Here is a 20,557-nt window from a genome sequence, read left to right as displayed (position 1 = left end):
ACGACCGTCGAGGCATTGGACGAGCGCTCGACATAGAACACCTGGTCGGGTTCGGCCGGGATCGGATAGTGCGGCTTGACCCGCGGCACGTCGGTCATTTCGGTGATGGTGCTCTTGGCCTCCTTGGCGGCGGCGGGAAGCGCCAGAACGAGCAACAGGGCGAGCAACGCGTTCACTCGGGTCACAGCACAGCGTCCTTGATTGGCGCCGCGCGCCGCTGTCTGACGGCGTCGGCATAGAGCGCGAACAGATTGACGAAGTGGCTTTCGATATTGCCGATGCGCGCCGCCGCCGCTTCCGCAGCGTGCGCCAGCTCCGTCCGGTCGCGCGCCAGCAGTTTCAGCAGCGCGGCGGCCGCCGCACCGGCATCGCCAGTCTGATAGGTTTCGCCGCAATCGGCATCGGCAAGATCGGCGGCGCCGCCGCTATCGGGAACCACCACCGGCGTGGCGCAGCACAGCGCTTCGGCCACCGCGAAGCCGTAAGTCTCGGCTGAGGAACCGTGCAGCACCGCGTCGGCCGAGGCGATGGTGCGCGCCAGCATTTCGCGATCTTTCAGCCAGCCGGCAAGGTGGACGTGACGCGCCTTGGCCGCGCGCGCTTCCACGGAACCGCGGATGAACCCGTCGCCGATGACATAAAATCCGATCGGCCGCGCGCTTTGCGCCTTGGAGACCGCCTCGATCAGCATGCCGACGCGTTTTTCGGGATGGAAGCGGCCGACGTTCAACACCAGCGCCGCCTCGGGACCGAGCCCGCATTGCGCCAGCAACTGCGTCCGCAGATTTTCATCGCGCAGGCCCGGCTTGAAGGCATTGCGTTCGACGCCGAACGGCACCGCGTGCAGATGCCGCAATCCATAGGTCTCGAACCGCCGCTTGAGCCAGCTTCCGGCGACGACGCAGCCGTCGAAGCGGCCGTTGAGCCGGCGCAAATACGACCAGTACCAGCCGAACAGGCGATCGATGGTGTCGGGCTTCAGTTTTCCCGTCAGCAGCGTCTGGGGATAGACCGCGACCGGATCGGCGTGCATGAACAGCATCTTCACCGCATCGCCCTGCCACTTGCCGGCGATATAGCCGCCGCGCCAGGGCGACGAGCCTTCCAGCACGTCCGGCTTTTCCGCATCGATGATCTTGAGCACGTCCTTGGCGCGCCAGAACATGCGATAATTCTTGTCGAACGGCAGTTGCGGGGCGTCGACCCAGATGAGCTTGCCGCCGTCGCGCGTCTCGACGCGATTCTCCGTACCCGGAGCGATCACCGTGAGGGCATGCCCGGCGCGCGCCGCCGCCTTGAATTTCTGGTCGACATAGGCGCGCACCCCGCCCCCCGTCGGCGAATAGAATTCGCTGACGTCGACGATCTTCATTGTGCCGCCCCCGCCACCAGGGCGCGGTAATGGTCGAGGATTTTCGCCATGCTCTCGTCCCACGAGAAGGTCAGGGCGCGCTCACGCGCGGCGGCACCGAAGCGGGCGCGCAGCGCCTCGTCGCGGGCCAAGACCGCCAGTCGTCCGGCGAAGCCGTTGGCGTGGCGCGGGGTTTCGAGATAGCCGGTCACCCCGTGCACCACCAGCGAGCGGCTGCCGGTGGCGTCGGCGCAAACGGCGGGCAGGCCCGATGCCATCGCTTCCAGGGTGACGTTGCCGAAGGTTTCGGTTTCGCTTGGGAACAGGAACACGTCCGACGAGGCATAGGCCGTCGCCAGGTCTTCGCCTTCGAGGAAGCCGGCGAAGATCGCGTCCGGCAGTCCGGCTTCCAGCATGCCGCGATCCGGTCCGTCGCCGACGATGACGACGCGATGGGCGATGCCGCGGGCCTCGAACAATTTCAGCGTCGCGATGACGGTGTCGAGTTCCTTCTCGCGCACCAGCCGCGACACGAAGGTGACGACGAATTCATCCGCGTCGATGCCGTGTTTGGCGCGCCATTTCGCCGAGCGCTTCGCCGGGCTGAACAGATCGGTATCGACGCCGCGCGGCCACAGCTTGAAGGCGCTGTTGACGCCGTCGTGCTTCAGCGCCTCCAGCATCGATCCGCTCGGCACATAGACTTCGCGCGCCGCGCCATAGGCGAAGCGCAGATAGGCTTTCAACAGCGGTTCCACTGCGCGCGAGCCGGGATAGTGTTTCAGATAGGTTTCGAAGCGCGTATGGCACGAGGCCACCAGCGGCACGGCGAGGGCGCGGGCGGCACGGATCGCACTGAAGCCGAGCAGGTCGGGCGCCAGCGCCAGATGAATCAGATCGGGCTTGAAGGCCGCGAGTTTCTCGCGCGGCAGGAAGAAGGCGCAGCGATATTCGGGCCGTCCCGGCACCGGCATCGAGGGCACTTCCACCAGCGTGCCGGCATGATCGATGGCGGCGTCCTTGCCGACCGGGGCGAACACCAGCACCTCGACGCCATGGTGTTCGAGATAGGTCACCAGCCGGTTGAGGGTCAGCGCCACGCCGTCGCGGATGTAATTGTACGAACTCGCCACCAGCGCGATGCGCAAGGGACGCGCCTCGTCGTTCCGAGGCATCGGGCTATTGGATTGAACAGACACTGCTTTTGCGGACCCTGTGAAGGGGTTTACAAGAAGTCCGGGGCGTGGCTTTGTCAACCGGGGCCTGGTTAATCGAAACAATGCGTAACATTCTGATATCAGGCGCATCGAGCGGCATCGGAGCCGCGCTGGCAAAGCAGTATGCGGGGCCCGATGTGCATCTGACATTGTGGGGTCGCGACGAAGCGCGTCTCGCGGCGGTGGCTGCGGCGTGTCGCGCTCGCGGCGCCGCGGCTGCGACAAGCTGTTTCGATCTCACCGATCTTGCCGCGTTGAATGGCGCCCTCGCGGCCGCTGGCGATGTCGACATCGCGATCTTCAACGCCGGATTGGGCGGCAGTCTGCCGCACGAGGCGGTCGCGCAGGACCCTGCATTGGCGGCGCGCATGGCGACGGTGAATTTCACCGCTCCGGTGGTGGGCGCCAATGCGGTGGCGGAACCGATGGGCCGCCGCGGCTCGGGGCACATCGTGCTGATCGGTTCGGTGGCGGCGCTGTTTCCGCTGCCGATGGCGCCGGTCTATTCCGGCTCCAAGGCGGGCCTCAAGATGTTCGCGGTGGCGCTCGATGCCCGGCTGCGCCGCCGTGGCGTGACGGTAACCCTGGTTTCGCCGGGTTTCGTCGATACGCCGATGAGCCAGGGCCTCAAGGAACCGCGCCCCTTCCTGATCGATGCCGACACCGCGGCGGCGATCATTGCGCGAAAAGTCGCGCGCGGCGCCCGCCATGTCGTGTTGCCGTGGCAATTCGCCGTCATCGCGGCATTGGCGAAGCTGATTCCCGAGGCGCTGGTGCGCACGGTCCTGTCGCGGTTCTAGGCCCGATTTGCGGTCGGTGCAGGCGGCGTTGTATGGTCGGCCACTCCACACATCATGGCCCAAGGGGGCGGCTCTGTCGGAAAAGCTGCGTGCACGGATTGAAACGCTGAAGGCGTTTGTTGCGGCCAGGCGCGACACGCGGCTCGGACGGTTTGTGCACCATTTCGTCCGCTGGGGCATTCCGCTCCTGCTGCTGGGCCTGGTGGCGTTCGCGCTGACCCGGATCGGCTGGGCCAAGATCTACGCCGCCCGGCCGTCGTCGCTGCTGTTCTATCTGGTGCTGGCGCTGCCGTTCTTCGTGCAGCCGGTCGCCGATCTTTTGCTCTATCGCAATCTGCTCGGAGTCGGGCGGGCGCTGCCGTTATGGATTTTCCTGCGCAAGCGCTACATGAACACGGTGATGCTGGATTACTCCGGCGAGGTCTATCTGTTCTTCTGGGTGCGCAAGCATCTGAAGGTGCCCGACGGCTTTCTGGCGCATGCGGTCAAGGATTCGAGCGTGTTGTCGGCCGCGGGCGGTCTCGTCGTGTTGTGGCTGATGTTCCTGGTGCTGCTCGCCGACCATTTGATCGCGTTGCCGTCGCTGCAGCTCGGCAAATGGCCGCTGGCGCTGATCGGGTTGGTGCCGCTGGTGCTCGGCATCGCGCTGTTCGTCGCCAACCGCAAGCTGACGGCGTTGAGCCGCAAGCAGATCGCCACCGTCTTCTCGATTCATTTCGCCCGCTGCGTATTCGCGCTGTGGCTCGAATACGTGCTGTGGTGGCTGTCGGGGGCGCTGCCGTCGGGTGCGGTCTGCTTCAAGTTCGTCGCCTTGCGCCTGCTGGTGACGCGCTTGCCGCTGATCCCGTCGAAGGATCTCGTCTTCGTCGGCGTCGCCATGGCGGCGGCGGGAACGATGGCGGTGTCGGCGCCCCACGTCGCCGCGGTGCTGGTGTTGATGACCGTGATCGACAAGATCGAAGACATCATCGTCGTCGGCGTGCCGTGGATTCTGGAGCAGCTTCGCGCCAAGCGGCCCGAGCCCCAGCCTTCGGTGTCGAACCCGTGATCGCGCGGCTGACCGAAACGTGGCGGCGCTGGCGCGTCTCGCCGCTGTTCTGGATTCTACTGGCCGCGGCGCTGGCGCGCACCGCGGCGCTGTGGTGGGGCCTGCCGGCCGCCGATGGCTGGGACGACGACGGCGTGGCGCCGCGCAATTTCCTCGTCGGCCTGATTGAGACCTACACGCCCGGCCACCATTTCACCTATCCGCCGCTGCACATGGTCCTGCTGGCGATTCCGTCGCTGCCGGGCATCATCGCCGCGCTTCTTCACGCCCCCAGCCTGGCGCCGAAGGACGTCATCGGCGAGATGATTCATGTGCCCTACATGACCTATTTCGCGGTGGTGGCGCGTCTCGTCTCGGTTGTGTTCTCGCTCGGCACCATCTGGGTTGCGGCGAAAATGGGCACGCTCGTCGGCGGCAAGCGCGCCGGCTGGCTGGCGGCGGCGGCCTTGGCCTTGAATGGCGGGCTCACCTATTACGGTCAGGTCACCAACCTCGACGGCCCGTCGCTGTTTTGGGCGATGCTGGCGCTCTACCAGTTCATGCGGGTGCTGGCGCACCACGAGCTCAAGCCGATCCGCTGGGGCTGTCTGGCGGCCGGCGCGGCGGTGGCGACCAAGGACCAGACCTATGCCGTGTTCCTGTTGGCGCTGCCGGCGGCGCTGGCGGTCTGGTTCGCGACCGATGGGTGGGCGCGGGCCGAATGGCGCCCGATCCTGAAACAGCTGGTGCTGTGGGGCGCGATCGCGATCACGGCGGTGCTCCTGATCGATGGCGCTGTTTTCAATCCGCACGGCTTCGCGGATCGGCTGGCGCTGCTGACCGGCTCGGCCAGTCGCGATTATGCCGAGTACCAGGACAATTTCGCCGGCCGGCTGGCGGTGGCCTGCGACATGGCGGCGAACGTCACGCGCTATTATCCCGCCGCTGCGCTGCTGCTCCTGGCGCCGGGTCTATACGTGGCGGGCCTCAAGCGGGCCGCCGGGCTGTTGCCGCTCTTCGCCGCGCTGTCGTTCACGGTGGCGTTCAATTTTGTCGCCCTGCGCACCGAGACCCGCTTTGTTCTCCCGCAGTCGGTGTTCCTGGCGGTCTACCTCGGACTGGGCGCGGAGCTGGCGATATCCCTAACGGCCGCGACGCGATTACGCGCTCCGGCGGTGGCGGCCGTTATCCTTGTTGCCGGCTGGGCGGCGTACGGCGTCTGGGGCGTCGATGCCGCTTTTTTGTTCGATCCACGCTATGATGCCGAAGCGTGGCTTGCGGGTCACGTTCGTCCCGGGGACCGTGTTGAAATATATGGTCTCAACGCCTATTTGCCGCGTATGCCGTCGACCGCGACTGTCAGCCGCGTCGGGTTGAAACCGCGGAAAGCCCGTAACCCGTTGCCGCAAGTGAAAGAAGTAGTGCAACCCTATAGCGCCGTGGCGGCCCGGGAACCGCGCTTTCTTGTGGTTACCGGGTACTGGGTGAAGGACTATTTGGCCGCATTTGAGGCCCCTGCGGGGAACGGCCGCGCCTTGCCGAAGGTTCGCGAACGGGCGTTGCAAGACGTGGACGCGCGGGGGTTTTTTGGGGCACTGTTCGCCGAACAGCTTCCGTACCGGCTGGTCCACCGGTCTGAGTTCGTTGGTCCGATGGAGCCTAGCGTTAATGCGTATGAAAGCCTTAAGCAGTCGGTGTTTATCTTTGAAAGAGACCCCGCCCGGAGTTTTGCGCCAATTGTCACAGCCCCGAAATCGGCGAAGACAAGTGGGCCAAACCCCCTATACCGGCATGCATAAGGATGGACTGACACCAGGGCTGGGGCGTCGACAGGGAGCGCCGTCACGAGGACTTGCTTTCGTTTCCTTGGGTTATCATATTGATCGAACTTGGGGTTGGGACGCGTAATGGCATCTGATTTCTCATTGGCGGGCTACATCGCTCGGCGTGCTCGCTTGGTCGGCGGTTCTGTTCTCGAGAACGGAAATCCCTTCTTCGCGCCGCTTGATCGTCTGCAAGCGGACGCCAAGAGTCATGGCGGTGTCCTCACCAGCTTTGCCAATTATGACTACCTCGGCATTTCCGATCATGCCGCGATCAAAGATGCAGCGCACAGCGCGCTCGATCGCGTTGGCGTTGGTGCGCTCGGTTCGCGCCTCGTCGGCGGCGAACGTCTGATCCATGCCGATTTTGAAAATGCGCTCGCCGAGTTCGTCGGATCGGAAGCGGCGCTGACGCTGGTCAGCGGGTATCTCACCAACCTGACGACGATTTCGAGTCTGCTCGGCAAGCGTGACCTCATCCTCTACGATGAACTGAGCCACAACTCGATCATGGCCGGCGTTGCCTCGTGCAAGGCCGATGCGGTCGAATTCCGCCACAACGACATGGAGTATCTGCGCCACGTTCTTGAGACGCAGCGCGCCGAGCACCGCAACTGCCTGATCGTGGCCGAAAGCCTCTATTCGATGGATGGCGACATCGCCAACCTGCCCGAGCTGCTGAAGCTCAAGGACGAATTCAACGCCTGGCTGCTCGTCGACGAAGCCCATTCGATTGGCGTCCTCGGCCAGACCGGTCGCGGCATCAGCGAGCATTTCAGCGAAGATCCCAAGCGGATCGATCTGATCATCGGCACGCTGTCGAAGACGTTCGTCTCCTGCGGCGGCTTCATCTGCGCCCAGAAGTCGATCCTCGACTGGATGAAATATCTGCTGCCGGGCTTTGTTTATAGCGTCGGCCTGCCGCCGGTGATCGCGGCTGCCGCGGGCGCCGCCCTGCAAGTGATCCGTGACGAGAATCATCGCGTCGGCAAGCTGCAGGCCAATGCCAAGCACTTCCTGGAGCGGGCCAAGGTTTGCGGTCTGGCGACCGGGCCGGCGGAAGGCTATGCCATTGTGCCGGTGATGTTCCCCGACATGAAGTCGACGATGATGGCGTCGGATTACCTGATGCAGCGTGGCGTCTATGCGCCGCCGATCGTCCAGGTGGGCGTGCCCAAGGGCCTGCCGCGCATCCGCTTCTTCATCTCGGCGCGCCACAGCTTCGAGGAAATCGACCGCACCATCGAGGCGCTGAGGGAATTCTCCGCCGGCCTCGCCAACGCGCCGGTCCCGCCGGAACCGGTGCTGGCGTAAGATCCGCTTCCCTTGCTGTCATCGCCCGCATATGCGGGCGACCCAGGTTGTGCCGGTCGCGCAGTCGACGCGGTGCCGGAATAAACCTCGATGGCCCGCAGTCGCGGGCCATGGCGCAACTTCGGCGCTCAGATCGGCTTCTCGAAAATCCGATAGCGCTTCGAGATGTGGCAGCCGAAGGCTTCCAGCACGCGCTTGATCGGCTCGTTGGAATCGAGAATCCACGACAGCTCGGCGGTCTCGGCCTTGGCGACATAGTCGGTCTTCTGGCAGGCCTTGATCATCAGCAGCGCGATGATGGCGCCGGCCGGGGTGGTGCGGAACTTCCGCCTCACGCCCATCAGCGCCAGCCGGCCCGATTTGACGTTCCGGGTCTTCAGCCGCCAGATCAGCTTGATGGCGCCGAACGGCAGCAGCTTGCCCTTCAGGTCCTTGATGAACTCGTTGATGTTGGGAAGCATCATGGCGACGCCGACCGGCTCGCCGTCGTATTCGGCGATCACCAGCGCTTCGGGCTTGAGGATCAGCTTGAACAGGGTGCCGATTTCGGCGATCTCGTCATAGGTGATCGGCACGAAGCCCCAATTGTCGGACCAGGCGTCGTTGATGATGTCGCGGATCAGCGCGATCTCGCCTGCGAAATTCGCCTTGTCCATGCGGATCGGGCGCATCACCAGCGAGTGGCGGCGCAGACCCTTCTCGATCATGCGTTCCAGCCCGTCGCTGAACGGCTCGGTGGCCGAGCGCGAGTAGGCGAGCACGTCCTGTACCGGGGTGTAGCCCTGTTCGCGGATGCGGCCCTCGTAATAGGGCAGATGATGGCCCATCAGGACATTTGGCGGTGTGTCGAAGCCGTCGACCAAGAGGCCGGGCTCGTCCCACATCGCGAAACTGACCGGTCCGACCGCCCGCTGCATGCCCTCGCGCTTCAGCCAGGCTTCGCCTTCGGCCAGGAGCGCGGCGAACACGGTGGCGTCATCGACGGCTTCGAGAAAGCCGAAATGCCCGGTGGCGTCGTGGTGCTGTTCGAGGTGGAGGAAATCGATCTGCGCCGTCATGCGCCCGACCGGATTGCCGTCCTTCAGCGCCAGGAAGGGAGCGACCTTGGCATGCTTGTAAAAGGCGTTGTGACCCGGCTGGAAGTGCGAAATGCGCTCGGCGAAGAGCGGCGGCACCCAGTGGGGGTCGTTCGCGTATAACTGGTGCGGCAAGCGGTGGAAGTCACCCCACTGCTTGGCGCTTTCGATCGGGACCACGGTCACTGAATCGGCAATCGTCACGGCGCGCACCTCCGGGGAGCGCGTCCTGTCTAGGAAAATCGTGACGCAATATCAACCGGGCCCCGCTCCCGCGCTGCGACCCGCGGGAGAGGTGGTCCGCCTTATTCCGCGGCGACGTGGACGTGGGCGGTGTCGCTGCCCGAGGCCCAGGCGTTCAGCCGGGCGGTGGCGGCGATCAGCCAGCGCCGCAGCGCCGAACGGGGTTTGAAATGCGACGCGAACTCGCGGTTGATCTCAAGCGGCTGCCAGTAGTTGGTGTGCCAGTCCTTGAAACTGTCGGCGAGCTGGCGCTCCTGATGCGGATGGATGGCCAGGAACGCGCAATTGCATTCGGCGCGGATTTGCACCCGTCCCGAGGGCTCGAACTTGAAGCTGTGGCGGCTGGGCCCATGGGTGAGCCAGTCGCCCTTGAGGTTGAACTCTTCGGGACGCGTGCGCAGTGATGCCATCAACGGATTGACGTCGAGGTAAGCCATTACCCTTCTCCATACGAGACAAGCCCGACTATTCCAGGCTTACCCGCAACGGCGGATATCGGCTCCAGGTTCCGGCCACGCGGCGGAATCGTTATGTAGGCATACGAAGAGACACCGGCGTGCCACAGCCGGCCGCGTCTATCGTCCGCGCACGAAGGCGCGCAGCGCCGCTTCGGCGGAGCCGAGCAGGGCGGCGTAGGGGTGGACGATGACCTTGGTCGGCACGATGCCGACATAGGAATCGAAGCGTCCCTTTTCTTCGAAGCAGCGCCGGAAGGTGCCGCTCTGAAGCTGCGGCAGCAGTTTCGGGGCGATGCCGCCGCCGAGATAGATGCCGCCGCGCGCGCCGAACGCCAGCGCCATGTCGCCGGCGAAACGGCCGTAGATGCCGCAGAACACGTCGAGCGCCTTGGCGGCGACCGGATCGGTTCCGGCGATGGCACTGGTGGTGACTTCCTCGGGCGTCAGGTCGACCGGCTCGTTCAGGCCGGCGACGCGCTGCAGCGCCCAATGGATGTTGGCCAGGCCCGGGCCCGACAGCACGCGCTCGACCGAGACGCGGGGGAATTTCTCCAGCAGCACTTTGAGGATTTCGAGTTCGGTTTCGTCGACCGGGGCAAAGGCGATGTGGCCGCCTTCGGTGACCATCACTGCGCTGGTGAAGGCGTCGCGCACCAGTGCTGAAACCCCGAGGCCGGTGCCGGCGCCGACGACGCCGACGGTGTCGCCGGGAATGCCCTCCTGCTCGCCGCCGATGGTGACGAGATCGCTGCCGCCGAGATGCTCGACCGCATAGCCGAGAGCGGCATAATCGTTGATCAGGCGGGCATGAGCGAAGCCCTTGGCGCGCAGCACCGCTTCATCGAGCACCCATTGACCGTTGGTGAGTTTGACCTTGCCGTCCTTGATCGGGCCGGCGACCGCCACCACGACGGCGTCCGGCATCGGCGCGCCGCATTGCTTGAGATAGAGATCGACGACGCCCTCGAAGGTCGGATGACCGGTGCGCGGCAGGCTTTTGGCGGCGGACACGACCGGCCCGGCAAGATCGGCGATGGCGAGCCTGACATTGGTTCCGCCGATATCGCCGACGAGACAGGTCTTGGGGGTCGTGGTCACGTTTATTCCTCCCGGGACAGTTGTGCGCCCCGATTTCCCCCGTACAGAACACCACGACGACAGCGCTGTCTATGCCGGGTTTCCAGGCAACCGCGGGTCAATCGTCGCAATTCATTGGAGCATTGTCCGTTCTGCAGGTTTTCAAGTGTTCGTTGAAAAGTAACCCGGTGGCGCATATATTAAGGTCGCTGGTTTGCAGAGGTGAGAACGGCCTCCTCACGCACCTGAGCAATCAGGTAATTAACCCGCAAGGGCCAAGAGATCCGGGATGGCATCCGGCGCAAGCCAGCGAACGTCATTAAGGCCCCGCATGCGGGGCCTTTATTTTTTGGCGTTGCACAGATGGCCGGTTGCGATCCGCCGGTCCGCGGTGGATTGCGAGATGACGTAGGCTCGTGCGCTATGCCGTCCTGTTGATCAGGTCCACCGGTAGCGGGCCGAGAACGATTGCGTGTTTGTGAGCCAAGACCGGCGCCTTCTGAGACCACGCAGGGTGACCGTCAGACCGGGCATCCACGCGAAATCATCAGGCTGCCCCCCGCATTTTCGGGCGTACAGGAAACCGCACCCAGAAGCAGTACCGCGCCGTTGGCGAGTGAGACCCAAGTTCCTATTCGTGCCGGAGTGCTTCGATCGGGTCCATGCGGGCGGCGCGGCGGGCGGGGAAGAAGCCGAAGGCGACGCCGACCAGGGCCGAGAACGCCACCGCGATCAACACGATCGACGGCTGGAATACGAACGGCAGATTAAGGGCTGCGGTTCCGGCCCAGGCCCCGAACAGGCCCAACAGAATGCCGACAATGCCGCCGAGCGCCGACAGCACCACCGCCTCGATCAGGAACTGCAACAGCACGTCGCGTTCGCGCGCGCCGATGGCGAGGCGGATGCCGATTTCGCGGGTACGCTCGGTGACCGAGACCAGCATCACGTTCATGATGCCGATGCCGCCGACCAAAAGGCTGACCGCCGCGATCGCCGCCAGGAACGCCGTCAACACGCCGGTGATCTGCGACAGCATGTTGCCGATTTCGCGCAAATCCTGGACGTCGAAATTGTCGGGCTGGTTGGGCGTCAGGTGGCGGCGCTGGCGCATGATGGTGGCGATCTGTTGCTTGGCCTGCGGGATGCCGGATTCGTTCTGCACTTCGACCATGATGTAATAGGCGAAGGTGTTGCCGGTCAGGCGCCGCTGCACGGTGCGGATCGGCATGATGACGTAATCGTCCTGGTCCTGGCCGAAGGTGTTGCGGCCCTTGGTTTCCAGCAGGCCGACGACATCGCAGGTGATCTTGCCGAGGCGGATGCGCTGGCCGACGGGGTCCTGGCCGCCGAACAGTTCGTGGCGCACGGTTTCGCCGATGACGCAGACCGACTTGCCGGTTTTTTCCTCGGTGTCGTTGAAGGCACGGCCGGAAATGACTTTCCAGCTTCTGGCATCGAACCATTCGGTGGTGGCGCCGTTGACGGTGGTGCCGTGGCTGCGATTGCCGAGCACCGCCTGGGCGGTCGATTGGTTGATCGGCACGACGTGCTTCAGGCTGAGGACTTCGCGGCGCAAGGTGTCGGCATCGCTGATCTGGAACGGCGGTGCATCGGAGGGCGGTCCGCCCTGACGGCGCTGTCCCGGCGTGATGAACAGCAAATTCTTGCCGATCGAGGAGACGGTGTTGGTGACCGAGGCGGTAGCGCCGTTGCCGAGCGTCACCATGGCGATGACGGCGCCGACGCCGATGACGATGCCGAGCGTCGTCAGTGCCGCGCGCATCAAATTGTTGCGGATTTCGCGCAAGGCCAGGACGAAGGCGTTGCCGATCATGCTCTGCCCCCGGTGTCGGAATGGATCTGGCCGTCGCGGAAGCGGATCTGGCGCTTGGCGTAGCGGGCGATGTCTTCTTCGTGGGTGACGAGCACGATGGTGATGCCGCGCTCGTCGTTGAGCCGGCGCAGGAGCGACATGATTTCGTGGCTCATTACCGTGTCGAGGTTGCCGGTCGGTTCGTCGGCGAAGACCACGGCGGGCTCGCTGACCAGGGCGCGGGCGATGGCGACGCGCTGCTGCTGGCCGCCCGACAACTGCGCCGCGGTATGCCGCCCGCGATCGCCGAGCCCGACCTGCTGCAGCGCCACTGCCGAGCGCTTGTGGCGTTCGCTGCGCTTCATGCCGCGATAGATCAGCGGCAGTTCGAGGTTCTCGGTCGCGGTGGTGCGCTTCAACAGGTTGAAGCCCTGGAAGACGAAGCCGATGTAGTAGCGCCTGAGCAGCGCCCGCTCGTCGCGCGACAGCGCCCCGACATCCTGGCCCTGGAAGAAATAATGGCCGGCGCTCGGGGCATCGAGGCAACCGAGAATGTTCATCGCCGTCGACTTGCCCGAGCCCGACGGGCCCATCACCGCCACGAATTCGTGGGCTTCGATGGTGAGATTGACGCCGTTCAGCGCCGCAACGAGGGCTTCGCCTTCGCCGTAGAGCTTATAGACGTCCTTCAGTTCGATGAGCGGCGCGCTCATGTCGGCTCCGCTCTATTGTTGGCCGGGAATCTTGGAGTCGGAGATCACCTTGTCGCCGGGCTTGAGATCGCCCTTCAGCATCTGGGTGAAGTGGCCGTCGCTGCCGCCGAAGTGGATGTCATGCGGCTTGAGGCGTCCGTTTTCGAGCGTCCAGACGCGTCCCTGGCCCATTCCGACCGGCGCCGCCGGCATCCCGGTGGTGAGGAAGGGCGGCGGCACATAGCGCAGTGCCGCGTTGGGGATCAGGATCGAGCGTGGCAGCGTGCCGGTGACGATTTCGGCGGTCGCGGTCATGCCGGGCTTGAGCAGCAGCTTGGCGTTGTCGACCAGCAGCACGCCCTTATAGGTGACGACGTTCTGCACCGTGGTGGAATTGGTGCGGACCTGGATCAGCTTGGCGGCGAAGCGCTTGTCGGGATAGGCGCCGACGGTGAAGCTGGCGGTCTGGCCGGCCTTGACGGTGCCGACGTCGGCCTCGTCGATATCGACGTCCAGTTCCATCTGGGTGAGGTCGCTCGCCAGCGTGAACAGCACCGGGGTCGAGAACGAGGCGGCGACGGTCTGGCCTTTGGAGACCTTGCGGTCGAGCACGACGCCGTCGATCGGGGCGTAGATGGTGGCTTTTTCCAGCGCCGATTCCGCTTGCTGCACCTGGGCCTGGAACTGGGCGACGCCGCCTTGGGCGCGCATGTAGTCGGCCTTGGCGGTGTCGAAATCCTGCTGGCTGATGTCGCCGGTCTTGATCAACGAGGTGTAGCGCTTGAACTTGGCGGCGGTCTGCACCTCCGTCGCCTGCTGCTGCATCAAGGTGGCGCGGGCGGCGTCGAGCTGGGCCTGGATCTGTTCGGTGTTGATCTGGGCGAGCTTCTGGCCCTTGGTGACATGGTCGTTGTAGTCGACATAAAGCTCGTCGATACGGCCGGAGACTTCGGCGCCGACATCGACCGAGACGCGCGGCGCCAGCGTGCCGGTGGCACTGACCGACAAGGTCAGATTGCCGTCGCCGACAGTCTGGAATTCGTAGTTCGGTTTCGGCTTGTTGAGCATCCCCCAGACGACGAAGAGGATGACGACCAGCGCGATGCCGCCGACCCACCACATCCACGGCTTGATGCGCCGCTTGGGTTTGGAACCGGTGAGTCCGAGCCGCTCGCCGATGGCGGTATTCGAGTCCGATGACCTCGATTGATCGTTCACAGCCCCCTCCGGATGCGGCACGCCCCACAGATAGGCAGCGCCACGCCATAGTGTAAGGGCTGATCGGACAAAATTGTGTCGGCCGCGGCCTTTTGACGGGGGTGGTGCTTGCCGATTGGTTAACGGGCACACCGGGATTCATTCTTCATTAGACACGTTCCAGAACATCAGTGGGCACAACCCCTGCGTTAGACGATTAGATAAGCGGAGCGATGGCACAGTAGGCGCCGGCCAAGGGGTGGGCTGGGGCAGGGGTGTGAGAAATGGGTGCGACGGCGGCGTTCCGGGAACGGAAAGAAGTGCGGAGTTTTCACAAGCTTCGGCGGACCAGCTCGGGCCGAGTCCTCAACTTGATCAATTTGACCGATGCCGTGGTCCAGGCGACGCCTTTGGGCGCCGACAAGGCGAAGGCGACGATCAAGCCGTTATTTTACAACAACACGCTCAACTACACGATTTTGACCAAGCATAACGTGCGCGAAAACGAACGCGACCTGTTCGCGCGTTCGGTGCATGTCGCGACCAAGATTTTCATTCCGTTCGATCCCCGGCGCCTGGAGATCGGCGGCCGCTCGTTCTTCATCGAGGAATACCAGTTCAAGGATCATCTGCGCGAACTCTTGCATCTCGATCTCGCCACCGGCGACAAGCAGGTGCTGCACGACATCAAGGTGCTGGAAGCCTTGAGCCGGTCGCCGACGCTGGACGCCTTCATCGTCACCGAATGCCTCCGGGCCGACGGCTTGCGGGTCGAGCCGGCGTTCTTCGCCGAAAGCTACGGCCTCGCCACCAAGGCCTCGGCCGACGTGTTCGACGTGTTCAAGCCATTGGTGCAGAAGGCGCTGGGCAAGACCGCTTCGCCCGAAGAGATGAGCCGCTTCGTCGACCAGGTATGGAACGTCACCGCCAACACCACCGACAACCTGTTCCTCGAGGCGCTGCAGATTCCGCGCTCGGAATGGGCTGACGTGATCTTCGCCTGGAAGGCGTTGATCTATTACGACATCGTCTCGCGCGGCACCGCCGACCGTCTCGACCGCGTCTTGAAGGTATTGCAGGGCACGACGCCGAAGGTGCGCCTGTCGAGCGCCGATCTCGCCCACATCGAGGACCTCAAGCGCGAGCTGGCCCGCAATCTCTACAAGCTGCACGACGGCTCGACGGTCTATATCCAGAGGGCGCTGCAGCGGCTGGTGGCGGCGATCATCAGCAAGTCCGACGCCTCCGAAATCACCGACTCCTTGCGCAACATGGCGCGCAACATCTCGGGCGTCGGCATGAACGTGGTGCTGTTCGACCAGGTGACGAGCTACTTCCTTTATCTCTTTCCCAAGCCGACGGCGAACCACGTCGACCCCGAAGATTTCGAGTGCGAACTCTCCAACCTCTGCGAAATTGTCGCCCTTCGCGACGGCGAACTGCGATAATCCCTGCCATCCCCCGCGCGCGGACTTCTGCCCCCGCGGGCGGTCTTCTGCCCCCGCGGGCGGCAGGATTTATCCGCCGGCACATAGACCGTGGGGGAAGTCCGGCGAAGCCGGAAAGGGGGCTCGCCCGCTGGGGCAAAACTAAAACGCGTAACTCGACAGCAGCAAACTCGTCTCCGAGCCCGACACGCCGGTGATCTGGCGGATGCGGTGCAGCACCCGGTCGAAGGTGGTGAGATCGTCGGTCTGAAGCTCGACCACCATGTCCCAGCGCCCATTGGTGGTATGCACCGCGCGGACCTCGGGAAATGTCTTGAGCTCGTCGAGGATGCGGTCGGAGCGCTCGCCTTCCACGCCCAGCATCATGATGGCGCGGATGGCGGCGGCCTCGGGCTTGGCGCGTACCGTGAAGCCCTCGATGGTGCCGCGGGCGATCAGCCGGTCGATGCGGTTCTGCACCGTGCCGCGCGACACCCCCAGCGTTTTCGCCAGCGAAGCCACCGGCAGGCGAGCGTTGTCGCGCAGCAGGCTGATGAGGCGGCGGTCGGTGTCGTCCATGGCGTTCTGCCGATATGCCAGTTTCTGCTGCCATTATGTCAGAAAATCGTGCACATCTAAACACCTTGCTGGCTTTTCGCTAACATCCGCCCGGCGCATGCTGATCGCCAGAACCGACAGCAGGACGCGAAATGGCCTTCAAACCCAAGCTCATGATGGTGGACCCGTCGCATTTCGAGGTCTCCTACGTGATCAATCCCTGGATGCAGCCGGGGGCGTGGCACGAGGACCCGGCCGGCCATTTGCGTCAGGCGATGACGTGTTCGGCGGCGTTGTATCAGGCCCTTGAGGCCGCCGGGGCCGAGGTCGTGATGATGCCGGGCGCGCCCGGCCTGCCCGACATGGTGTTTCCCGCCAACGCCGCGGTGGTGCTCGACCGCCGCGCCATCGTCGCCCGCTTTGCCTGTGACGAGCGTCGTGGCGAGGAAGTGCTGTTCCTGAAAGAATTCCGCGCCCTGCAAGCCCGCGGCCTGCTCGATACCGTGGTGCAGTATCCCGAAGGCATTTTCCAGGAAGGCGCCGGCGATTGCATCTGGGACGACAGCCGCCAGCATTTCTGGGCCGGCTGGGGCCAGCGCTCCGCCAAAGCCTCGCTCGCGGTCACCGAGGATTTCTTCAACGTGCCGGTGGTGCCGCTGGAGCTGGTCAGCCCCCGCTTCTATCACCTCGACACCTGCTTCCTGGTGCTGTCGGGCGGCGAGGTTCTCTATTATCGCCCGGCGTTTTCCGACGAGGGCCGCGCCACCATCGAAGGCCTTGCCGGCAAGCACAATGTGCTGGAAGCCGGCGACGAAGATGCCGCCGCCTTTTCGGTCAATGCGGTGAATTTCGGCCGCGAGATCGTCATGGCGCGGCCGCCGAAGCGGCTGGCGTCGCGGCTGGAGGAGCGCGGCTATCGCGTTCACAGCGTCGATCTCGATCCCTTCATCCTGTCGGGCGGCGGCGCCTATTGCATGACGTTGCGGCTCAACCGGTATCGTGACGCGGCCCTGGAGAGAGCCGCAGCCGAGTAGCGCTTCCGGACCGGAAGCGCGGCGTAACCTCTTATCTCTGGGAGGATAAGATGGATAAGGTGTTCAACGCTCCGCGCGAGCGTCCGATGCGCGCGACCGCAGAGTTCATCGCGCTGGAAGCGCTTTACGGCGCCACCAATTACAAGCCGCTCGACGTCGTGTTGACCCGCGGCGAGGGCGTCTATGTCTGGGATGTGGAAGGCCGGCGCTATCTCGATTGCCTGTCGTCCTATTCGGCGGTCAATCAGGGCCACTGCCATCCGAAGATATTGGCGGCGCTGACCGAGCAGGCGCAGCGCCTCACCATCACCTCGCGCGCCTTCCGCAACGACCAGCTGGCGCTGTTTTATCAGGAGCTGTGCGCGCTCACCCATTCGCACAAAATGCTGCCGATGAATTCCGGCGCCGAGGCGGTGGAGACGGCGCTCAAGGTGGCGCGCAAATGGGGCTATGAAATCAAAGGCGTGCCGGCCGATCGCGCCGAGATCATCGTTGCTGCGGACAATTTCCACGGCCGTACGCTGGCCATCGTCGGTTTCTCGACCGATCCGTCATCGCGCGCCGGCTTTGGTCCGTTCGCGCCGGGCTTCCGCGTCGTGCCCTATGGCGATGCGCGCGCGCTCGGCGCCGCGATCAACGAGAATACCGTCGCGGTGCTGCTGGAGCCGATCCAGGGCGAGGCCGGCGTGATCATTCCCCCGGCGGGCTATCTCGCCACCGCCCGCGCGCTGTGTACGGAGCATCGCGTCATCCTCATCCTCGACGAGATCCAGACCGGGCTCGGGCGCACCGGCAAGCTCTTGGCCGAAGAGCATGAAGGCGTCGAAGCCGACCTGACCCTGGTCGGCAAAGCCTTGGCCGGCGGCTTCTATCCGGTTTCCGCGGTGCTCTCCAATCGCGAAGTGATGGCGGTGCTGAAGCCCGGCGAACACGGTTCCACCTTCGGCGGCAATCCGCTGGCGTGTGCGGTGGCGCGTGCCGCGATCAAAGTCCTGATCGAAGAAGACATGATCGGCAATGCCGCGCGCATGGGCGACTATCTCATCGGCCGGTTGCGCGACATCCGCTCCACGCGGATCGAGGAAATTCGCGGCCGCGGCCTGATGATCGCGGTCGAGCTCGATCCGGATGCCGGCGGCGCGCGCAGCTATGCCGAAGCGCTGATGCGGCGCGGGATTCTCGTCAAGGAAACCCACACCGACATCCTGCGCATCATGCCGCCGCTGGTGATCACGCGCGACGAGATCGACGAAGCCCTGCCGGCGTTCGAGGCGGTGCTGCACTGACTTTCTGCCCCCGCGCGCGCCGATCTTTCCTCCCCCGCGGTGTAGGCTCTTCACGCCGCAAAGTTTTTCGAATAGCGGGGGAGGTGGATCGCGAAGCGAGACGGAAGGGGCGCCGAAGTAGTCCCCATCCGCGTAACCTGATCCTCTCACCCCTCCAGCGCCGGCACGATCTTCAAATTCCAGGTGATTGCACTGATGCGGCCATCGTGGACGGTGATCAGCACCGCGCCTTTGCGGTCGAGCGCCACCGGCTGGAAGCGCAGCACGGTATCGCCGTCGGCGCGGCGGGCGAGGCCCTGATAGCCATAGCCTTCCGCCCACAGCATCGCTTGGGCCGCCGCGGCATCGCCGCCCACGGCGACGCCGAATTTCTCACCCTTGGTGAGTGTGCCGTTGAGGGCGTTGTCGGAGGATGATGTGGAGCAGGCCGCCAATGCAGCGGCCAAAGCGACGACGACAAGCGGTTTTGCCATGGCGAGTCCCCAGCGTTGGCTGAAGTCTGGCCGAGGCGAGCGGCGCTGAAAAGAGCCGCACACGCTATTCGTATGCGCCATTAACCGTTGCAAGGCGCGGTTTCGCTGGGGCAGCAGAAAATAAAACCGTCATCCTGAGCCCCGCGCGCGTCGTCGCAAACTGTTGTACCGCGCGGGGCCGCCAAGGATCAGTTCTGCGCCGTGCGCTGCCTGGGCGTGACGGCGGCGGCTTTCTTGGGATGGGCGAGGCTGCCTTGCTGCTGGGTCGGCGGGCAGCCGGCGCTGGCGACGTGGCGGCGATGACGGTGATGAAGCGCGGCCATATGGTGTTTCTTGGCGGCGGCCTGGTCGGCGAGGAATTTGTCGACCTTGTCGTTGGCGGCTTGCGCGGCGGTCATCGCATCCTGGGCCGATTTGCCGGCGGCATCGGCGGAGGATTGCGCCCGGTCGGCGGCGCCTTTGGCGGACTTGGCATCGCTGTCGGCCAGGTCGGCGCTGGCCTGGGCGTGTTCGACGGATTCCTTGGTGGCGCATCCCGACAGGAATGTGCCGGCGCCGAGCAGCGCGACCAGTGAAACGGCTTTGAGAACGTGCATGGACATTTCTCCCTAACTCGCGGGCGCGAAGATGGCACCGCACCGCGCGGGAGGCGTGTGATAAGGCTGAGCCAGAATTGGAACAGATTGCGCCGCTTCAGACGCTGACCGGTTTCAGGCCGCGCGGGGCATAGGCGCTGAATACCGCGAGGTGATCGACGCAATCGTCGGCCGGTCCCAACGGCAGCGTCACGCTTTCGAAATAGGCGAAGTTGGCCGCGACGTAATCTTTGCCGGCCCAGCCGCGCAAGGCGAACGCTGTTCCGGTTTTCTGGATGTATTGATAACCGGCGAACACCGAGGGGCCGAAGTGCGCCGAACGGGTCATGGTCTCGCGCATGCGCCGGCCGGCGATGGGAAAAGAATAGGCTCGGCTCTGCACCGCGCCGACGAAGCGGTATTCGAAGTCGTCGCCGCCGTCGATCACCCGCAAGAGGATCATGTGCTGCTGGAACGGCGCCAGCGCGCGCGGATCGAGATCGTCGCGGGCCGGAAACCGCCGCGCCCCCGAGCGCGCCCGCCAGCAGGCCACCGCCTGGCGCACCAGCGGATTCTCAAGATCGTCGAGCGCCACCGGCTCGAACGAGGTGATGTCGGAATAGTCGGCGGGCTCGATCATGGCGAAAATCAATCTGCGATTGCGGCGGCGAACACAAGTGCGATTGTCAGCCCAGCCGTCTCTGCGATTGCGACCCGTTCTAGTCCCAGGGCAGCGCCACGCGAGGTGCGAAAACGACGCGCAGCAAGAAATGGGGTCAGAGTGGATTTCTCGATCACTGCGCGCGCCACCGACGATGGTTGGAAAAATCCACTCTGACCCCATTTTTACAAGTGGCGGAAGGGGGCACGCAGGGCGCGAGTGCGGCGCATCTGCCGTTTACCATCGCCGAACATTAAATCGTGAGGGGGGCTCGCTTTTTAACTTGATTGTTCGCCCAATGTTCCCACATCCTGTGCGTGCATTTTGGATGGAGCAAGCAGACACTGGAGCGGTGAAGAAAGGTCGCGCCTCTCACGACCCGCCGAGCAACGCGAGACATAACGGACCCAGGATACGCAGCTCGCGTGCGTATCGGACAATCGCGGCTGAAT

At 64.5% G+C, this 20,557-nt stretch carries 20 protein-coding genes; 7 read left to right on the top strand and 13 right to left on the bottom strand.

Annotated elements, in window-relative coordinates; translation table 11 throughout:
* The 3 genes from AC1P6P_RS04170 to AC1P6P_RS04160 form a co-directional block, all read right to left on the bottom strand.
* A partial coding sequence (locus AC1P6P_RS04170; RefSeq protein ID WP_481401178.1) for a hypothetical protein occupies positions 1–185 on the bottom strand: 185 nt, incomplete at its 3' end.
* On the bottom strand, positions 182–1,372 hold the full coding sequence (locus AC1P6P_RS04165; RefSeq protein WP_481401177.1) for a glycosyltransferase: 1,191 nt from the start codon (positions 1,370–1,372) through the stop codon (positions 182–184). The genes AC1P6P_RS04165 and AC1P6P_RS04170, both read right to left, overlap by 4 nt.
* The gene (locus AC1P6P_RS04160) at positions 1,369–2,526 is read right to left on the bottom strand and encodes a glycosyltransferase family 4 protein (RefSeq protein ID WP_481401176.1); all 1,158 of its coding nucleotides are present in this window, start codon (positions 2,524–2,526) and stop codon (positions 1,369–1,371) included. Before AC1P6P_RS04160 ends, AC1P6P_RS04165 begins: the two co-directional genes overlap by 4 nt.
* A 104-nt stretch (positions 2,527–2,630) precedes the next feature.
* On the opposite strand from AC1P6P_RS04160, the gene AC1P6P_RS04155 reads away from it, so the two are divergent.
* The 4 genes from AC1P6P_RS04155 to AC1P6P_RS04140 all read left to right on the top strand — a co-directional run bounded on the left by AC1P6P_RS04155 (position 2,631) and on the right by AC1P6P_RS04140 (position 7,532).
* Positions 2,631–3,368, top strand: coding sequence for an SDR family NAD(P)-dependent oxidoreductase (locus AC1P6P_RS04155; RefSeq protein ID WP_481401175.1), 738 nt, complete (start codon positions 2,631–2,633; stop codon positions 3,366–3,368).
* Positions 3,369–3,522: 154 nt separating this feature from the next.
* Positions 3,523–4,416: a hypothetical protein gene (locus tag AC1P6P_RS04150; protein ID WP_481401174.1), complete on the top strand. Its 894-nt coding sequence runs from the start codon at positions 3,523–3,525 to the stop codon at positions 4,414–4,416.
* Positions 4,413–6,194 (top strand): hypothetical protein, encoded by a 1,782-nt coding sequence (locus tag AC1P6P_RS04145; RefSeq protein ID WP_481401173.1) that lies wholly within the window; start codon positions 4,413–4,415, stop codon positions 6,192–6,194. Before AC1P6P_RS04150 ends, AC1P6P_RS04145 begins: the two co-directional genes overlap by 4 nt.
* Before the next feature lie 108 nt (positions 6,195–6,302).
* On the top strand, positions 6,303–7,532 hold the full coding sequence (locus AC1P6P_RS04140; RefSeq protein ID WP_481401172.1) for an aminotransferase class I/II-fold pyridoxal phosphate-dependent enzyme: 1,230 nt from the start codon (positions 6,303–6,305) through the stop codon (positions 7,530–7,532).
* A 128-nt stretch (positions 7,533–7,660) separates the two neighbouring features.
* On the opposite strand, the gene AC1P6P_RS04135 is transcribed toward AC1P6P_RS04140, so the two are convergent.
* From AC1P6P_RS04135 to AC1P6P_RS04110, 6 genes are all read right to left on the bottom strand, one after another.
* Entirely contained in the window at positions 7,661–8,812 is a 1,152-nt protein-coding gene (locus AC1P6P_RS04135; RefSeq protein ID WP_481401171.1) for an N-acetyltransferase, read from the bottom strand.
* Positions 8,813–8,913: 101 nt separating this feature from the next.
* Entirely contained in the window at positions 8,914–9,288 is a 375-nt protein-coding gene (locus tag AC1P6P_RS04130; RefSeq protein WP_481401170.1) for a hypothetical protein, read from the bottom strand.
* 138 nt (positions 9,289–9,426) lie between these two features.
* Entirely contained in the window at positions 9,427–10,407 is a 981-nt protein-coding gene (gene glk, locus AC1P6P_RS04125) for a glucokinase (RefSeq protein WP_481401169.1), read from the bottom strand.
* A gap of 610 nt (positions 10,408–11,017) precedes the next feature.
* Complete coding sequence (locus AC1P6P_RS04120) at positions 11,018–12,223, bottom strand: ABC transporter permease (protein ID WP_481401168.1); 1,206 nt, start codon at positions 12,221–12,223, stop codon at positions 11,018–11,020.
* Positions 12,220–12,915, bottom strand: coding sequence for an ABC transporter ATP-binding protein (locus tag AC1P6P_RS04115; RefSeq protein WP_481401167.1), 696 nt, complete (start codon positions 12,913–12,915; stop codon positions 12,220–12,222). The genes AC1P6P_RS04120 and AC1P6P_RS04115 overlap by 4 nt, the downstream gene beginning before the upstream one ends.
* Positions 12,916–12,927: 12 nt before the next feature.
* Complete coding sequence (locus tag AC1P6P_RS04110; protein ID WP_481401166.1) at positions 12,928–14,112, bottom strand: efflux RND transporter periplasmic adaptor subunit; 1,185 nt, start codon at positions 14,110–14,112, stop codon at positions 12,928–12,930.
* A gap of 350 nt (positions 14,113–14,462) precedes the next feature.
* Between AC1P6P_RS04110 and AC1P6P_RS04105 the strand changes: the two genes are divergently transcribed.
* Entirely contained in the window at positions 14,463–15,539 is a 1,077-nt protein-coding gene (locus AC1P6P_RS04105) for a hypothetical protein (RefSeq protein WP_481401165.1), read from the top strand.
* A gap of 141 nt (positions 15,540–15,680) precedes the next feature.
* On the opposite strand, the gene AC1P6P_RS04100 is transcribed toward AC1P6P_RS04105, so the two are convergent.
* Positions 15,681–16,097 (bottom strand): Lrp/AsnC family transcriptional regulator, encoded by a 417-nt coding sequence (locus AC1P6P_RS04100; RefSeq protein WP_481401164.1) that lies wholly within the window; start codon positions 16,095–16,097, stop codon positions 15,681–15,683.
* Between the two features lie 131 nt (positions 16,098–16,228).
* Between AC1P6P_RS04100 and AC1P6P_RS04095 the strand changes: the two genes are divergently transcribed.
* Together AC1P6P_RS04095 and rocD are read left to right on the top strand one after the other, a co-directional pair.
* A complete protein-coding gene (locus AC1P6P_RS04095) occupies positions 16,229–17,110 on the top strand; it encodes a dimethylarginine dimethylaminohydrolase family protein (RefSeq protein ID WP_481401163.1) in 882 nt (293 codons plus the stop codon).
* Positions 17,111–17,196: 86 nt separating this feature from the next.
* Positions 17,197–18,396, top strand: a complete 1,200-nt coding sequence (gene rocD / locus AC1P6P_RS04090) for an ornithine--oxo-acid transaminase (RefSeq protein WP_481401179.1) — start codon at positions 17,197–17,199, stop codon at positions 18,394–18,396.
* Positions 18,397–18,542: 146 nt separating this feature from the next.
* Here the strand turns inward: rocD and AC1P6P_RS04085 are convergent, their stop codons facing one another.
* The 3 genes from AC1P6P_RS04085 to AC1P6P_RS04075 form a co-directional block, all read right to left on the bottom strand.
* Positions 18,543–18,869, bottom strand: a complete 327-nt coding sequence (locus AC1P6P_RS04085) for a hypothetical protein (RefSeq protein ID WP_481401162.1) — start codon at positions 18,867–18,869, stop codon at positions 18,543–18,545.
* Between the two features lie 188 nt (positions 18,870–19,057).
* The gene (locus AC1P6P_RS04080; protein WP_481401161.1) at positions 19,058–19,465 is read right to left on the bottom strand and encodes an alanine-zipper protein; all 408 of its coding nucleotides are present in this window, start codon (positions 19,463–19,465) and stop codon (positions 19,058–19,060) included.
* Positions 19,466–19,562: 97 nt separating this feature from the next.
* Entirely contained in the window at positions 19,563–20,084 is a 522-nt protein-coding gene (locus AC1P6P_RS04075) for a PAS domain-containing protein (RefSeq protein WP_481401160.1), read from the bottom strand.
* Positions 20,085–20,557 lie beyond the last annotated feature (473 nt).

The sequence above is a fragment of the Rhizomicrobium sp. genome, from assembly GCF_056722145.1.
Note: the sequence above shows the minus strand (reverse complement) of the source record. Positions and strands in the feature narration are given on the sequence as shown.

What these genes read in the sequence shown, in the direction of transcription:
- AC1P6P_RS04085 (WP_481401162.1), bottom strand. Translation starts at nt 18,869, where the DNA reads ATGGCAAAACCGCTTGTCGTCGTCGCTTTGGCCGCTGCATTGGCGGCC.
- AC1P6P_RS04080 (WP_481401161.1), bottom strand. Translation starts at nt 19,465, where the DNA reads ATGCACGTTCTCAAAGCCGTTTCACTGGTCGCGCTGCTCGGCGCCGGC.
- AC1P6P_RS04095 (WP_481401163.1), top strand. Translation starts at nt 16,229, where the DNA reads ATGGCCTTCAAACCCAAGCTCATGATGGTGGACCCGTCGCATTTCGAG.
- AC1P6P_RS04160 (WP_481401176.1), bottom strand. Translation starts at nt 2,526, where the DNA reads ATGCCTCGGAACGACGAGGCGCGTCCCTTGCGCATCGCGCTGGTGGCG.
- AC1P6P_RS04075 (WP_481401160.1), bottom strand. Translation starts at nt 20,084, where the DNA reads ATGATCGAGCCCGCCGACTATTCCGACATCACCTCGTTCGAGCCGGTG.
- AC1P6P_RS04115 (WP_481401167.1), bottom strand. Translation starts at nt 12,915, where the DNA reads ATGAGCGCGCCGCTCATCGAACTGAAGGACGTCTATAAGCTCTACGGC.
- AC1P6P_RS04120 (WP_481401168.1), bottom strand. Translation starts at nt 12,223, where the DNA reads ATGATCGGCAACGCCTTCGTCCTGGCCTTGCGCGAAATCCGCAACAAT.
- AC1P6P_RS04155 (WP_481401175.1), top strand. Translation starts at nt 2,631, where the DNA reads ATGCGTAACATTCTGATATCAGGCGCATCGAGCGGCATCGGAGCCGCG.
- rocD (WP_481401179.1), top strand. Translation starts at nt 17,197, where the DNA reads ATGCGCGCGACCGCAGAGTTCATCGCGCTGGAAGCGCTTTACGGCGCC.
- AC1P6P_RS04100 (WP_481401164.1), bottom strand. Translation starts at nt 16,097, where the DNA reads ATGGACGACACCGACCGCCGCCTCATCAGCCTGCTGCGCGACAACGCT.
- AC1P6P_RS04140 (WP_481401172.1), top strand. Translation starts at nt 6,303, where the DNA reads ATGGCATCTGATTTCTCATTGGCGGGCTACATCGCTCGGCGTGCTCGC.
- AC1P6P_RS04165 (WP_481401177.1), bottom strand. Translation starts at nt 1,372, where the DNA reads ATGAAGATCGTCGACGTCAGCGAATTCTATTCGCCGACGGGGGGCGGG.
- AC1P6P_RS04130 (WP_481401170.1), bottom strand. Translation starts at nt 9,288, where the DNA reads ATGGCTTACCTCGACGTCAATCCGTTGATGGCATCACTGCGCACGCGT.